Genomic DNA, 14992 nt, shown 5'->3' on the forward strand with positions numbered 1-14992 from the left:
ATGATGTTCAGCAAACATCTGAGTCTGAAAATCACCCAATGGCTGGATAAACGTATTCCCCCGGCCACGGATGTATCACTACACCGGCGGAATATCTTTATTTTCCCGTCGCGCTTTGGCTTTTTATTTCTGGTTCTGTGTGTCGCGCTGTTTATTCTGGGTACAAACTATCAGAATAATCTGATTCTCATTCTCGCCTTTTTTCTTCTCGGCCTTTTTCTGGTTAGTTTATTCAACAGTTATCTCAATTTTTCCGGACTGCGTATTGTTATTGGCAAAGTGGGGTACCCATTCGCCGGAGACAGTGCCAATGTGCCGCTGTGGATAGAAACCACAACAAAAAAGCAAACGGCTCACGGCCGCTTACATATCGCCCTTTATGGCAAAAACGTGCAACTGAGTGTGGATCTGGATCGTCTGACCAACCCTGTTGACGTAGCGGTTCCAACTTCCTCGCGAGGCCCGCAGGCCATACCTCGAATTACTCTCAGCAGTTTCTATCCTCTGGGTTTGTTTCGCTGCTGGACGCACCTTCAGTTTGCCTCAACGATTCTGGTCTACCCAAGCCCTCACCCCTGTAGCGTTGTAACCTATGACGAGTCGGGAGAGGAAAATCAGGAAGGGCCGGTCAGCGACCAGCAGGGTCACGATGACTTTCATAGCCTGACCGAATATCAGCCAGGACAACCCCTATACCACGTTGCCTGGAAACAGGTGGCTAAAGGCCAGGGCATGATCAGCAAAAAGTTTTCGGGTAGCAGCGAACGTGAGATCTGGTTGCGATTGACCACCTCCAGTGGCCCACAGCGCGAAGCCGATCTCTCCAGACTGTGTTTTATGGTGTTGGAGCTGGATAGTCAGGGATATCGATTTGGACTGGAACTGGGTGATACCCTTGTCCCACCGGCACAGGGCAATCATCACCGTCATCAGTGTCTCAAAGCCCTGGCCCTCTATGGCTTTTCGGAGGTAAGTCATGAATAGACTCAATCCCTCCGCCTACAACCATGCCCATCTTCTGCTCACCCTGGTGCTGTGTGCGAGCAGCTTTACCCTGTTCACGCCCCTGCAAACCTGGATCCTGATCCTGGTGGGCTGTGCCGGTATCATTCGTATCAGCTTGTTCCTCAACTGGCAGAAACATCAGATTTCCGTTCGCACTATCAATTTACTTGCCATACTCAGCGCCATTGTCCTGGCCACTTTTGGCTGGCAGCTTGGACTCTTGCTTGGCATGTTAAACCTGCTGGCACTGGCCTGCAGTCTCAAGCTGATGTTATTAGCCAACCGCCGGGACTATTTTCAACTGATAGGTATTCAGTTTTTTCTTATCGGAACAGGGCTGGTATTTAACCAAAGCATTCTTTTCAGTTTGCTTTACGGCATGCTGACCCTCATGTTGCTACTCAGTCTGGCGTTTCATATCAGCCCTTCAACGTCGTGGCGTGCCCAGACCATGCGCATCGCAAAGATGAGTCTGCAAGCCCTACCCCTTTGCCTGATGCTCTTCCTGATTATTCCCAAATTAGGCCCCATGTGGCAGATGCCCGTTGGTAAGGGCAGTGAAACGGGTTTAAGTGATAAAGTGACCCCGGGCGATCTGGCCCAATTGGCCCGCTCCTCAGAACTGGCGTTTCGGGTCAGTTTCGAGCAACAGGTCCCGGCCATGAACCAGCGCTACTGGCGTGCATTGGTGCTGGAAGAGTTTGACGGTAAAACCTGGCAGACCGCTCCCTACCGAGACACCTTACGCAGACGTTACCAACGCACCAACAATCGCTTTAATCCGGCGGTATCAGGTCCCCGTATTGATTATCAGGTATTGAGTGAGCCGAGCCAGAAACCCTGGTTATTCGGGCTCGACGTGGCCATTAGCCATGATAGTAAAATATGGCAGGGCCGCGAATATCAATTGCTCAGTCGATTTCCCCTGCAATCCGGTATTGCTTATAAGGTCAGCTCCTATACGCAAAGTCCCTTGCTACCAGATATCGAGGTGCTCGACAGACGACTGAATCTGCAACTTCCCGAAAGCGGCAATCCCAGAACCCGTCAATGGGTAAAAGCATTACGCGAACAACATAAAACCGAGGGTGAGCTGATTAAAGCCGTCTCTGAGTACTTTATCCAGCAGGATTTTCGTTACACCCTTAACCCTAATCCGATGCCTGTAGATCCCGTCGACCAGTTCTTATTTGAAGAGCAGGCAGGCTTCTGCGCCCATTACGCAGGGGCTATGACCTATGCACTGCGCCTCGCAGGCATCCCTGCGCGCATGGTAACGGGGTACCTCGGCGGCGAGATGCGCGGCGACGCCTATATGAGCATCTACCAATATGATGCACATGCCTGGGTAGAATGGCTGTCTGAAGACGGCTGGAAAAGGCTTGATCCGACAGCACTCGTTTCGCCGCTGAGGCTGGATTTCGGTTTGCAGCAAGCGGTCGCTTACGAAGACAGCTTTTTAGCCGATTCACCTCTAAGACGATTACAACAATTTGCCTGGGTTAATGAATTCAGAATGCTGTTGGACGATATGGACTATTTGTGGAGCAAGTGGATATTAGGCTTTAACCGAGACAACCAGGAAGATGTGCTAAAAGCCTTGCTCGGGGAGTTAAGTACACTGAGACTCACCATTGCAGGCCTGGCATTGGTCGCCATTACCGCCATATTACTCGCCCTCTATCACTATAAGCACTGGCTGGTACTGGCGAAAAAGACGCCCGCTTACTACTATGCCAGGAGTCTGAAACTACTTGATGACAACGGCATCACGCGTCCCCACTGGATGGGTCCGGAGGATTTCAGCAAACAGGTGCAACAGAGCATGTCTACAGACATCTCGCATATCTTCGAGCACATCACCGGCTGCTATCTGCAAAGCTGCTACGCCCGGGGTGGCAACACAAAAACACAAGGGCTCAACCAGCGCATGCGCACATTGTTGAATCAATTAAAGCAGGGGCTTAAAAAGAAAAAATCCTCTGTGCGGGACGCCCAGAGGATAGATAACATCAGTTAAGACTCAGCCGTTATTTTTTACAGCCCTCAGCCTGGGTTCTGCAAGTTTTCGCGCGGAGGATTCAGGGTAGTCCCGAATCACCTGCTCAAAAAGCTGTTGTGCCTTAGCCAGGTTAGCCTGATTCTGTGCAATCATACCCAGTTTCAGCAGCGAGTCTGCCCGCTTATTAGAATCGGGGAATTGATTGACCACTTGCTCAAAATGCGTACTGGAATCAGTCCATTGCTGTTTATTAAAGTGCAATTGGCCTAACCAGTAATGAGCATTCGCTGCGTATCCTGACGTCGGATACTGCTGCAAAAAGGCTTCAAATTCAGGGATGGCCTGATCATAACGCTTTTCACGTAATATCAGGTTAACCGCCCGATCATAAGCATCATCTTCCCCCAGCGAGCTCAACGCCGGTGCAGACGATGCGTTAGCATTCCCTGCGGGAGGCAACGTCGGGGTCGGCTGATTGCTGATGGCTTGCATGCGATTATCAATCTCAACATACAATTCACGCTGGCGCTGCAGGATCTGCTCCAGCTTATAGCTGTGCTCCTCAACAGAGCCTCTGAGCTCATTGACTTCCTGCTGCATAATATCCAGTTGACGCTGGATATTATGCTGCGCACCGGAGCGGGCCTCTACCATGCGTTCCAGCGTGGCGATACGACTCTCAAGACTACCGGCGCTAAGATCGGAGACCGGAGCCTGAGCCAACACCACAGGGGCGGCAACAGCCATGACTCCGGTTACAACGAGACCACGAAAGCTCATCATTATCTCTTATCGGTAAACCAACACACCACGGCGGTTTTTAGCAAACGCCGCTTCGGTATTGCTGGTATCCAGAGGCTTCTCTTCACCGTAAGAAACAACAGAAATCTGGGATGTACTCACCCCGGCGTTCTGCAAGTAGGTGGCAACAGACTTGGCACGGCGCTCACCCAGTGCAATGTTGTATTCAGGGGTACCACGCTGGTCACAATGGCCTTCGATGGTGACGGTTTCACCCGGATTTTTCACCAGAAATGCGGCATGCTTGTCCAGAATTGAGTAGAACTCAGGACGAATGGTGGATACATCAAAATCAAAGTAAACCATCTGTTCGTTCTGCAACGCTTCAAGTTCTTCACGCTTGATTTCAGCAGGTGATTTCATTTTCTCGGCACTACCAGTCTGCACGGCTGAACCTTGTTGTTCAGTAGCAGCTTCAGAGCCTTGTTGATTGGTGCTGGCGGCCTGTTCATCTACCTGACTGCTGGAGGAGCAAGCCATCAGCGTAACGACAGGCAGAGCCATGATTACGCCCTTGAATACTTTACTTAATTGCATTCTCGTGTTCCTTATTGTTTTCAAAGGGTTTAACAAATTACATTAAAAACGGCGACCAGCTTGGTGACTTGACCTGTCCGTTAGCCGCAGGCAACCTTGCCTTAAATCGTCCATCCAGCGACACCAGCGACAATACCTGCCTGCGCTGATGTAACGTACTATAAATAATCATACTGCCATTGGGAGCGATACTGGGTGACTCATCCAGGTAGGTTTTGGTCAGCACTTGCATCACGCCGGTAGACAGATCCTGACGGGCAATGTGGTAGTCGCCATTTGTGCGATTCACCATTACCAGTTCTTTACCATCCGGGGTTACCGTTCCCCCGAGGTTCATCTCACCATCAAATGTCAGGCGACGAACCTTGCCTGATGCTAAATTTACGCGATATAACTGAGGTTTACCACCCCGTTCTGACGTAAAGATAATGTTTTGTCCATCCGGAGTCCAACTCGGTTCTGTGTCGATACTGCGACTATTTGTCAGACGACGAAGCTGGCGACTGGCTAAATCCATAATATACAGATCCGGTTGGCCATCTTTGGATAACACCATGGCCAGTTGCTTGCCATCAGGAGAGAACTGCGGCGCACTGTTAATCCCGGGGAAGTCGGTCAGACGCGTGCGACTCATGGTGTAAATATCCTGGATATAGATTTGCGAGCGACGGTTTTCAAAGCTGACATAGGCCAGCTTGGTACCATCCGGCGACCACACAGGAGACATCAGCGGCTCTTTGGAACGCAACAGCACGGTTTCGTTGTATCCATCATAATCTGCGACGACTAACTGATAGGGAAACTCTTCAGTGTCTCGATCACGGACAATCACATAAGCGATACGGGTTAAAAATGCCCCGCGGGTACCGGTCAGTTTCTCATAGACAATATCGGCGACACGGTGAGCATGCTGTCTGAAGCCACCACCGTCAATCATATGCTGGCGCCCCGCCAGCACATGGTCCTTACTGTCAATTAACTTGCCGTCACTGAGCATTTGCGCCTGACCGCCCGTGATTTGCCCGCGCACCACATCGATCAATTCAAAACTGACCCGGTAGCGATCCATGCTTTCCTGCTCAACCCGGCCAACCAATACCGCCTCTACGCCGGTGGCTGCCCAGGCAGCATAATCCACATCCCGGTCCTGTGATGGCATTTGCGGCATACGTGCCACATTAATCGGGTTAAATTTACCACTGCGTCTGAGATCTGCGGCAATCACGTCTGACAGACGCTCCGGCATACTGCCCTGACCTTCCCACTTGAAAGGCACCACGGCAATCGGGCGGGCCGTGTCAATACCCTCTGTAATCACAATTTCCAGTGTGGCGTTGACCCTGGCACTGAACATGATCAGTAAAACAAACACTAAACCTGAGAGATGGAATATTCTGGGCATATCAGTCTCTTTTCACCGTTAAATTAAAATTCAAAAATTGTTGCAACACTTCCGGATCTTTAGGAACAGGCAAGGTGGCCGTTTTATAGACTGCGGTTTCAGCTGATTTACAGGTTCTGGGATCCCCTTCAAGAATCCGTACTGTCTTCACAAAACCATTTGAAGCGACACTGATATTTAAGCGACAGGACTTTCCGCGCATTGAATCATCGATGATCCAGTTACGTTGAATCGCCTGCATAATCAATGCGCGGTATTTGTCTGTTTCAGAGAGAATCTGCCGCTGACGTTGCTGTTGCCTGGCCGCTTGTTCTGCCCGCAGTTGCTCCTGCATCAGTCGCTCTTGTTCTGCTCTGGCAGCCTCTTCCTGGCGTTTGCGCTCGGCTTCACGGGCTGCCGCTTCCTCTCGTTTACGCCGTTCTTCTGCTTCCCGAGCCTTGCGTTCGGCTTCTTCTTTCGCTTTTCGTTGTCTTTCCTGCTCCAGCCGTTTAGCGCGCTCCCGCTCTTCCTGTGCTTTTTTCTTTGCCGCAGCTTCTGCCTGCGCCCGCCGCTGTGCTTCCTGTTGCTGACGCTTTTTCGCCTCTTTAGCCTCTTCTATCGCTTCCCGACGACGCTGTTCTGCCTCCCGGGCTCTTCGCTCAATTTCAGCCAGACGCTGGCGCTCTGCTTCTTTTTGCTGCTCAATTTTTTCAAATTGCCGTTCAATTACCGCACTGTCCACAACCACCGCCTGCACAAGATTCACTTGCGGTTGTGTCACCTCTGGAATGGAACTGAAGTCAATACTCACCACCAACAAGCCACCCATAACAAGGTGCAATAAACCAGACCATGCCAGTGCAGGTTTCAGACTCTGCATGTTTTACTCCGGTGAATCCGTCATCAGTCCCACTGAAGGCACACCAGCCCGTTGCAGCAACACCATGAGTTGCACCACATTGTCATAGGGAACCCGGCCATCACCTTTAACTACCACCGGTGTATCGGGCTCTTTTTGTAAATGAGCAGCCACCAGAGTCGCCAGGTCGACCGCCGTCAGCGGCTCGTCCTGACTTTCTCCCACATTTAAGAAGTACTCTCCGTCTGCATTAACCGAGGCGATCAGAGGCGGTTTACTGTCTTCTGACAAAGCTTCGGCAGAGGCTTTGGGCAGCTCCACTTTAACCCCCTGAGTCACCAGCGGTGCCGTCACCATAAAGATAATCAGCAATACCAGCATCACGTCGATATAAGGAACCACATTGATCTCTGACACCGGGCGCCGGCGCTTTCTCTCGTACATGCTAACTCCTAAGCGGCACTGTCTGAGCTGTGGGATTGGCGATGGAGGATACTTGAGAACTCTTCCATAAAGTTGCCGTAGCTGTTTTCCAGCTTCTCAACCTGATGACTAAAGCGGTTGTAAGCTATGACGGCCGGAATCGCTGCAAATAACCCCATTGCCGTTGCGATCAATGCTTCAGCGATGCCTGGAGCCACCATGGCCAGGGTTGCCTGTTGCACTTCACCCAATGCAATAAAGGCGTTCATGATCCCCCAGACTGTGCCAAACAATCCTATATAAGGGCTAATGGAGCCAGCCGTGGCCAAAAAGGGCAAATTACTTTCCAGGGCATCCACTTCTCTGGACAAGGACACCCGCATGGCACGGTAAGTGCCATCCATTACGGCCTGAGGCGAGGCCGAACCGCTTTTGCGAAGACGGGCAAATTCTTTAAATCCGGCGACGAACAAACTGGCCATGCCGGAGACATGCTGGCGGGCGGAAATTTCCTGAAATAATCGGTTGAGGTCGCCACCAGACCAAAACTTGTCTTCAAACTTTCTGACTTCCTGCCGTGCCTGATTGAGCGCTTTACTGCGTTGAAAAATAAACGCCCATGATACAACCGATGTTGCCAGCAACAACAACATAACCAGCTGAACGAGAAAACTGGCCTGCAGAAACAGACCGAAGAAAGACATTTCACCTGACACCTGATAGCTCCCCTAATACGAAATCCGGTATGGGCCTCGCTTTCATTGAGCGAAGATCCACACAGGCCACCTTTACCTGAGCAGTAACCAGCAGCCTATTATTATGATTATAAATACGTTGTTCGAAAACCAGACTGGCCCGCCTCACCAACGCCAATGTTGATTCCACAGCTAACAATTCATTGAATCTTGCGGCAGCCAGGTAGTCGATTTCCAGGTGTTTGACGACAAAACCCGTAGATTGTTCCAGCAAACTATCCTGCTCTATCCCCAGTGCTCTGAGCCATTCTGTTCTGGCTCGCTCCAGAAATTTGAGATAGTTGGCATAATACACTATCCCGCCCGCGTCCGTGTCCTCGTAGTACACGCGAATGTTATGCCGATGCATTCTTTATGTTCCAACTGTTATACCATTAGCCCGATAGCATACCAAGCCACACCGTCGGCTTATACACTCAGCCTGTCTCAATTGTTCACTTTTAAACCAGGCACAACACAACCGGGGCGGTGTTGAACGTGAATCCCCCAAAGTACAATGAAAAGTGCCGTAAAATACACATTGGCTGGCTACTGTGGTGAAGTCACCGGACTTGCAATAGTGAAACTGATATTCCGTCAAAAATATTTTGATTGTTTAAATTTTAATCTTGCTTATTTCACCTTATAAATCAATGCATTAAATTAAAAACCGGTTAAATTCTAGCTAGCGTGACAGGAAACATCCTGTTTACACATTAGTTTTTCTAATTACAAAACAGAAAAAATCTCAATTGTGCCGTAACCCGATGTCAGTAAAATACGCGGCGTATTCTGCACTAGCGCACGATGTTTCATCAATTTAGTCAGATGCACTTGTCACATCTCCTGTTGACATGTTCCCTGGAAAGTTTTCATTTTCCTTCAACACTTGTTGTTTTGCCCGCCTCATAGGCGGGCTTTTTTTTTGCCTGTGAATCAGCACATGCTGACACTGGAATGAATCCCAAACGCACGCCCGGGATACTGGGTTACAATACTCTGGAAAAACGCCGGTTACCGCATTCCAGACAAGGCTGAATCACTTCCGCATGGGTTACCTGATGGCGATGATGACAGCGACTGCACTCCAGCTCACCCAATGCCACCGCTTCACCTGCCTGATAAATACCCTGGTGCTGAATATCCCGCCAGGACTCGCTCATTGCCAACTGACTCTTATCAGACAGATCGGCTAGTAACGACCAGAACTTGTCTTTGGTAGCCTGCCACCAGGGGGAATTGTCGGCATCCCGCTGCCAGTGATGTGCAAAGGTCTGTAAATCGCGGGTCAGTGTGTTTTCCAGCATTTCCATTTCATCTTTACTGAGATCTTCTGCCGCTTTGAGATAGGCTTTGGCCTGCTCCTCTATCTGCATCAGCGTCAGTACGTCCTGTTGTACTGAGTGTTTGACCCAGTCAGACATGTTCTCCAGCAATTTCTCGTAGTCAGATTGATGCTTTTGCAACGGACTCTCCTGTTTGTTGGTGATTTATAGAGTATAGGGGCAGATGATCCAATACCAATGAATTCCCCCTTCGCTATTGTTCAGCACGTCTGCACTGGGGTATTCTATTGGGTCTTGTGTCAGCCATCCGGCTTGGCAAAAATCATCTCAACAGCCCGGAATTCGAAATTGATGGAAAGACAGTATAATCCTCAGCAGATAGAAAAGAAGGTTCAACAACACTGGCAGGACAGTGGTCTGTTCACAGCCAAAGTGGATGAAAATAAAGAAAAGTTCTACTGCCTGTCGATGTTCCCTTACCCCAGTGGTCGGTTACACATGGGTCACGTGCGCAATTACACCATCGGTGATGTGATCAGCCGCTATCAGCGAATGCAGGGTAAAAATGTAATGCAACCCATGGGCTGGGATGCATTTGGACTGCCTGCAGAAAATGCTGCCATCGAAAACAAGACCGCCCCCGCTAAGTGGACCTACGCCAATATCGATTACATGAAAGAACAGTTGCGTTCGCTGGGATTTGGCTATGACTGGGATCGCGAAGTCACCACCTGTAAGCCTGACTACTATCAGTGGGAACAATGGTTCTTCACCCGCCTGTATGAAAAGGGCCTGGTATACAAGAAGAATGCGACGGTGAACTGGGATCCGGTAGATCAGACGGTACTGGCCAATGAACAGGTCATTGATGGCCGGGGCTGGCGATCCGGTGCGCTGGTGGAGCAAAAAGAAATTCCTCAGTGGTTTATCAAGATCACCGATTATGCAGAACAACTGCTCACCGATCTGGATAAACTGGATGAATGGCCGGATCAAGTCAGGGCAATGCAACGCAACTGGATCGGACGCTCAGAAGGCGTTGAACTGAATTTCGCGTTAGCCGATGGCTCGGCCGATTTTGACGTCTATACCACACGACCGGATACCTTGATGGGCGTGAGTTATGTGGCACTAGCAGCACAACACCCTTTAGCGCTGCAGGCAGCGAAAAATAATGCCGAACTGACGGCGTTTATCGAAGAGTGCAAAAACAGCAAAGTCGCTGAAGCTGACATTGCCACCATGGAGAAAAAAGGCTGCAACACCGGGCTTTTTGCCGTCCACCCACTGACCGGGAAACAGGTGCCTGTTTGGGTAGCCAACTTCGTGCTAATGGATTATGGTTCGGGCGCCGTGATGGCCGTGCCGGGGCATGATCAGAGGGACTGGGAGTTTGCCACCAAGTATCAGATTGAAATCAAACAAGTGATCAAGCCTGCCGATAATGAAGAGTGCGATCTGGCACAGCAGGCCTTCACTGAAAAAGGCATTCTGATCAATTCAGGCGAGTTCGATGGGTTAACCTCAGAGCAGGCATTTAACGCCATCGCTGAAAAACTCACTGAACTGGGCAAAGGCAAGCGCACAGTGAACTACCGTTTACGTGACTGGGGTGTGTCGAGACAACGCTATTGGGGCGCGCCAATTCCGATGCTGAATCTGGAAAATGGTGAGTCCGTTCCCGTGCCAGCTGAGCAGCTACCGGTCATCCTGCCTGAAGAGGTGGTTATGGATGGTGTCACGTCCCCGATTAAGGGTGATAGTGACTGGTCCACGACTCAGTATCAGGGTCAGGCCGCCAGCCGTGAAACAGACACCTTTGATACCTTTATGGAGTCCTCCTGGTATTATGCCCGTTATTGCAGTGCCGGGTATCAGGAAGGCATGCTGGATCCCAAGCAGGCCAACTACTGGTTACCTGTCGATCAATATATCGGGGGCATTGAGCACGCCATACTGCATTTGCTGTATTCTCGGTTTTTCCACAAATTATTACGTGATGAAGGCCTGGTAGAGTCTGACGAGCCTTTTAAACGCTTGTTGTGTCAGGGAATGGTTTTGGCCGACTCCTACTACCGCGAAGACAGTAAAGGCGCCAAAACCTGGTACAGTCCTGCTGATGTTGATGTGGAAAAAGATGATAAAGGCCGTATCACCCGTGCCATTTTGCGTAGCGACGGCAAAGAGGTGATTCACGGTGGCATGACAAAGATGTCTAAGTCGAAAAATAATGGCATCAATCCTCAGCAAGTGATCGATCAATATGGTGCCGATACCATTCGCTTATTCACCATGTTTGCAGCACCGCCGGAACAAACTCTGGAGTGGATGGACTCCGGCGTGGAAGGCGCACATCGCTTCCTAAGACGTCTCTGGAAACTTGTTCAGGAGCATCTGGCCGCAGGGGATATCTCATCCTTAGATAAAAGTGCGCTCAGTGCAGATCAGAAAGCCTTGCGCCGGGAAGTACATAAAACGCTGGCCAAAGTGACCGATGATTTGGGCCGCCGCCAAACCTTCAATACCGCCATTGCGGCCGTCATGGAGTTGATGAACCACCTTCAGAAAGCCCCTCAGGACTCGGCGTTAGATCGCGCCCTGATGCGCGAGGCGATCGAGATCGTACTGGCCTTGCTGAACCCTATCACGCCGCACATTTGCCATGAATTATGGCAACAACTTGGGCATCAGACAGAAATCGAGTTCAGCGGCTGGCCTGAGGTGGACAGCACGGCGCTGGTGGAAGATGAAAAACTAATTGTGGTGCAGGTGAATGGGAAAGTCAGAGCCAAGGTGACCATACCTGCCGATGCCGACCAGGAGCAGGTACAAACTCTGGCAATGGCGCAAAACAATGTCAGCCAACACACTGAGGGTAAGACCTTAAGAAAAGTGATTTATGTGCCAGGTAAACTGCTGAATATCGTGGCCAACTGATGAAACGTCAGACACTTTTTCCCGTTCTGGTACTGCTGAGCCTGACGCTCAGCAGTTGCGGATTTACATTAAGAGGCACGGTGCCACTGGGTAATCAGTTCAGAGAGATTCATCTGAGTGCACAGAATGAACATGCCCCATTGGTGCGGGCGCTGCAAAACAGACTGGAGCGCTATTCGGTTACGCTGCTGCCCCAGCCTACGTCTTCGGCAACGGTCATTTATCTGTATCCGGAAACGCTCGAGCGCGAGTTATTGTCATTGTTTCGCACCGGTCAGGTTGCCGAATATGAGTTGATCTATCAGGTCCGTTATGAAGTCAGGCAGCCTGGACTCGAACCTCAGTTGTTCAGCTTTGATCTCAGTCGTGAATACCAGGATGACCCTAATGCAGTACTGGCCAAATCCAGAGAACTGAATCTCATTCTGGACGAGTTAAGACAACTGGCCTCAGAGCGCATTATTCGCCAGCTCAGCCGCCTGAATACTCAGGAACTGTAATGCCACTGTACCCCGATCGCCTGGCTGACAACCTGAACCAAGGTTTGCAGGGATTCTATCTGGTCTTTGGTGATGAACCACAGCAACAGATGGAATGTTTGCGCATGATTCGCGAGTATGCCGCGCGGCAGGGTTTCGATGAGCGCCAAAGCCTCAGCGTTGACAGCAGTTTTAACTGGAATAGCCTGGTGGAAGCCAGTCAGACCCTGTCACTGTTTAGTAGTCGACAGTTTATCGAACTGGAATTGCCCACCGGAAAACCGGGTGCCGAAGGAGCCAAAGTGTTACAAGGGCTGGCTCAGGCTCCCAGTGCTGATGTGCTTATTGTGCTTTACGGTGGGCGGATCGGCAAAGATGTGCAGAACACAAAATGGTTTAAAAGTGTGGAGCAACATGGTGCCTATATTCCATGTTACCCATTAGAAGGTCAGCAATTACATCGCTGGATCAACACGCGTTTGCAGGATACCGGCATTCAGCCGTTTCCCGAGTTAGTAAGGCTGCTGGGTGACTACTGTGAAGGCAATCTGCTGGCTGCCAGACAGGAAATCGACAAACTGGCATTGATTTATCCCGAAGGAAAGCTCTCGCTGGAGCAGGCTGAAAGCGCCATCGTCGACCAATCCCGTTTCACCGTCTTTCAGCTCGTAGATGTCTTGCTTGCCGGTGATGCGCAACGGGCGGTCAAAATGTTGTATCGACTTGAGACCGAAGGCGTCGAGCCCGCCATCGTACTGTGGGCTCTGGTCAGAGAATGGCAGACACTGAAAAATTTACAACATGCCCTCAGTCAGGGTAAGTCACTGCAATCCTTATGGAATCAACACCGTATATGGCGAAATCGTCAGACCTTATATCAGAAGGCATTACAACGTCTCAACCATCAACAACTCGATTCCATGGCAGATAAACTGGCTCACTTCGATCAAGCAATTAAACAATCGGTGGTACCTAGACCTTTTGTGGAGCTTTGCCATTTATGCCTGATGTTTATACCGATGCCTCTCGACAATCTGGCGCTGGATTATATGTGATGCCTGATATCACGCAGGACAACGTGGTAGCGAAGAAGATGCTGGGTATTTTCGGTGGCACCTTCGATCCGGTGCATTACGGTCATCTTCGTCCTGTTGCCGAGGCGGCCACAACGTTGGGCATGGATGAGATCCGCCTGCTACCTTGTCATATCCCGCCACATAAACAGGCTCCACAGAGCAGCCCTGAACATCGTCTTAACATGCTCAGGCTAGCCTGTCAGGAATGGCCTCTGTTTGTCGTCGACCAACGCGAATTGCAGTGGAACAAGCCCTCTTACAGCGTTGACACACTGGCGGACTTTCGTCGCGAATTCAGCCAGCAGCCGTTACTTTTTTTTATTGGCATGGACTCACTCTGTCACCTTGATAGCTGGTACCAATGGTCGTCCTTGTTTGACTATTGTCACCTGGTTGTATGTCAACGCGGGGATTTTTTGCCAAAATTCAATGTCAATATTCAAAGGTTGCTGGACCAGCGCCAGACTAAAGATGTCGCTGCCCTGAAACATCAGCGCAACGGACTTATCTATCTGGCCAAAACCAGTAAGATACCGGTATCATCCACGGCGATCAGGGCAGCCCTGAGCCGCGGGGTTGTCGATCCGGACTGGCTGCCCGACAGCGTATTGGCATATATTAACCAACACCATCTTTATACACAGGGCGAATTGTCGCCGCCATGATGACTCAGGAGCTTTCTTGGACACCCAACAACTTAAAGACTTTGTATTGGATAAACTCGAAGATGCGAAAAGCAGGGATATCGTCACGCTGGATGTAACCGGCAAGTCCAGCATCACCGATATGATGCTGGTTTGCTCTGGTAATTCCAAACGCCATGTTAACTCAATTGCAGAGAAACTGGTTGAGGCAACGAAACACGCTAACCATGCACCACTGAGCGTTGAAGGTCAGGATACCGGTGAGTGGGTACTGGTGGATTTGGGCGATATCATCGTTCACGTCATGCAAGACGAAACCCGGGATTTCTATCAGTTAGAAAAACTCTGGGGGTAATTTGCGTATTCAGTTGGTTGCGGTAGGCAATAAAATGCCGGAGTGGGTGGAGTACGGCTTTAATGAATATAGCCGTCGCTTTCCGCCGGATATGCCTTTTCAGTTGCATGAGATTGCACCAGGGAAACGGGGCAAAAATGCCGACATCAGCCGCATTCTGAAAAAAGAAGGCGAAGCCATGCTGGCCGCCGTGCCTAAAGGTAATCGCATCGTGACACTGGAGGTTGACGGTAAAAGCTGGACCACAACGCAGCTGGCGAAACAGTTGCAGCACTGGCAGATGGACGGTCGCGATGTCAGCCTGCTGGTGGGTGGCCCGGAGGGACTGGCACCCGCATGTATTGCAGCGGCAGAACAACGCTGGTCATTGTCAGCACTCACCTTACCTCATCCTCTGGTAAGAGTGCTGCTGGCCGAAAGTTTGTACCGTGCCTGGTCGGTTAACACTAACCATCCATACCACAGAGAATAAC

The 14992-nt window shown here is 50.5% G+C and carries 16 protein-coding genes; 8 read left to right on the forward strand and 8 right to left on the reverse strand.

The features are described 5' to 3' along the window. Nucleotides 1-984: a DUF58 domain-containing protein gene (locus CCY32_RS14430; RefSeq protein WP_088331902.1), complete on the forward strand. Its 984-nt coding sequence runs from the start codon at nt 1-3 to the stop codon at nt 982-984. After that, the gene (locus tag CCY32_RS14435; protein ID WP_088331904.1) at nt 977-3025 is read left to right on the forward strand and encodes a DUF3488 and transglutaminase-like domain-containing protein; all 2049 of its coding nucleotides are present in this window, start codon (nt 977-979) and stop codon (nt 3023-3025) included. Before CCY32_RS14430 ends, CCY32_RS14435 begins: the two co-directional genes overlap by 8 nt. Before the next feature lie 3 nt (nt 3026-3028). Here the strand turns inward: CCY32_RS14435 and ybgF are convergent, their stop codons facing one another. From ybgF to CCY32_RS14475, 8 genes are all read right to left on the reverse strand, one after another. Continuing rightward, nucleotides 3029-3787 (reverse strand): tol-pal system protein YbgF, encoded by a 759-nt coding sequence (gene ybgF, locus CCY32_RS14440; protein WP_088331906.1) that lies wholly within the window; start codon nt 3785-3787, stop codon nt 3029-3031. A 9-nt stretch (nt 3788-3796) separates the two neighbouring features. Then, on the reverse strand, nt 3797-4345 hold the full coding sequence (pal, locus tag CCY32_RS14445) for a peptidoglycan-associated lipoprotein Pal (protein WP_088331909.1): 549 nt from the start codon (nt 4343-4345) through the stop codon (nt 3797-3799). Between the two features lie 37 nt (nt 4346-4382). Beyond that, nucleotides 4383-5699: a Tol-Pal system beta propeller repeat protein TolB gene (tolB, locus tag CCY32_RS14450; RefSeq protein WP_246840641.1), complete on the reverse strand. Its 1317-nt coding sequence runs from the start codon at nt 5697-5699 to the stop codon at nt 4383-4385. Nucleotides 5700-5748: 49 nt separating this feature from the next. After that, nucleotides 5749-6606: a cell envelope integrity protein TolA gene (gene tolA / locus CCY32_RS14455; RefSeq protein ID WP_088331913.1), complete on the reverse strand. Its 858-nt coding sequence runs from the start codon at nt 6604-6606 to the stop codon at nt 5749-5751. A gap of 3 nt (nt 6607-6609) precedes the next feature. Then, nucleotides 6610-7029 (reverse strand): protein TolR, encoded by a 420-nt coding sequence (tolR, locus tag CCY32_RS14460; protein ID WP_088331915.1) that lies wholly within the window; start codon nt 7027-7029, stop codon nt 6610-6612. 8 nt (nt 7030-7037) lie between these two features. Then, nucleotides 7038-7724 (reverse strand): protein TolQ, encoded by a 687-nt coding sequence (gene tolQ / locus CCY32_RS14465; RefSeq protein WP_088331917.1) that lies wholly within the window; start codon nt 7722-7724, stop codon nt 7038-7040. After that, entirely contained in the window at nt 7714-8112 is a 399-nt protein-coding gene (gene ybgC / locus CCY32_RS14470) for a tol-pal system-associated acyl-CoA thioesterase (protein WP_088331919.1), read from the reverse strand. Before ybgC ends, tolQ begins: the two co-directional genes overlap by 11 nt. Before the next feature lie 619 nt (nt 8113-8731). Continuing rightward, the gene (locus tag CCY32_RS14475; RefSeq protein ID WP_088331921.1) at nt 8732-9208 is read right to left on the reverse strand and encodes a hypothetical protein; all 477 of its coding nucleotides are present in this window, start codon (nt 9206-9208) and stop codon (nt 8732-8734) included. Between the two features lie 171 nt (nt 9209-9379). On the opposite strand from CCY32_RS14475, the gene leuS reads away from it, so the two are divergent. From leuS to rlmH, 6 genes are read left to right on the forward strand one after another with little or no spacing between them, the layout of a single operon-like run. Then, nucleotides 9380-11965, forward strand: coding sequence for a leucine--tRNA ligase (leuS, locus tag CCY32_RS14480; RefSeq protein WP_210401753.1), 2586 nt, complete (start codon nt 9380-9382; stop codon nt 11963-11965). Beyond that, complete coding sequence (gene lptE, locus CCY32_RS14485) at nt 11965-12465, forward strand: LPS assembly lipoprotein LptE (RefSeq protein ID WP_088331925.1); 501 nt, start codon at nt 11965-11967, stop codon at nt 12463-12465. The genes leuS and lptE overlap by 1 nt, the downstream gene beginning before the upstream one ends. After that, nucleotides 12465-13499, forward strand: a complete 1035-nt coding sequence (gene holA, locus CCY32_RS14490) for a DNA polymerase III subunit delta (protein ID WP_088331927.1) — start codon at nt 12465-12467, stop codon at nt 13497-13499. The genes lptE and holA overlap by 1 nt, the downstream gene beginning before the upstream one ends. Then, entirely contained in the window at nt 13499-14185 is a 687-nt protein-coding gene (gene nadD / locus CCY32_RS14495; RefSeq protein WP_168171533.1) for a nicotinate-nucleotide adenylyltransferase, read from the forward strand. The genes holA and nadD overlap by 1 nt, the downstream gene beginning before the upstream one ends. A 16-nt stretch (nt 14186-14201) precedes the next feature. Then, nucleotides 14202-14519, forward strand: coding sequence for a ribosome silencing factor (gene rsfS / locus CCY32_RS14500; RefSeq protein ID WP_088331929.1), 318 nt, complete (start codon nt 14202-14204; stop codon nt 14517-14519). A 1-nt stretch (nt 14520) separates the two neighbouring features. Further along, complete coding sequence (gene rlmH / locus CCY32_RS14505) at nt 14521-14991, forward strand: 23S rRNA (pseudouridine(1915)-N(3))-methyltransferase RlmH (protein WP_088331931.1); 471 nt, start codon at nt 14521-14523, stop codon at nt 14989-14991. Nucleotide 14992 lies beyond the last annotated feature (1 nt).

The organism is Lacimicrobium sp. SS2-24 (assembly GCF_002201535.1).
Lineage (GTDB): Bacteria > Pseudomonadota > Gammaproteobacteria > Enterobacterales > Alteromonadaceae > Lacimicrobium.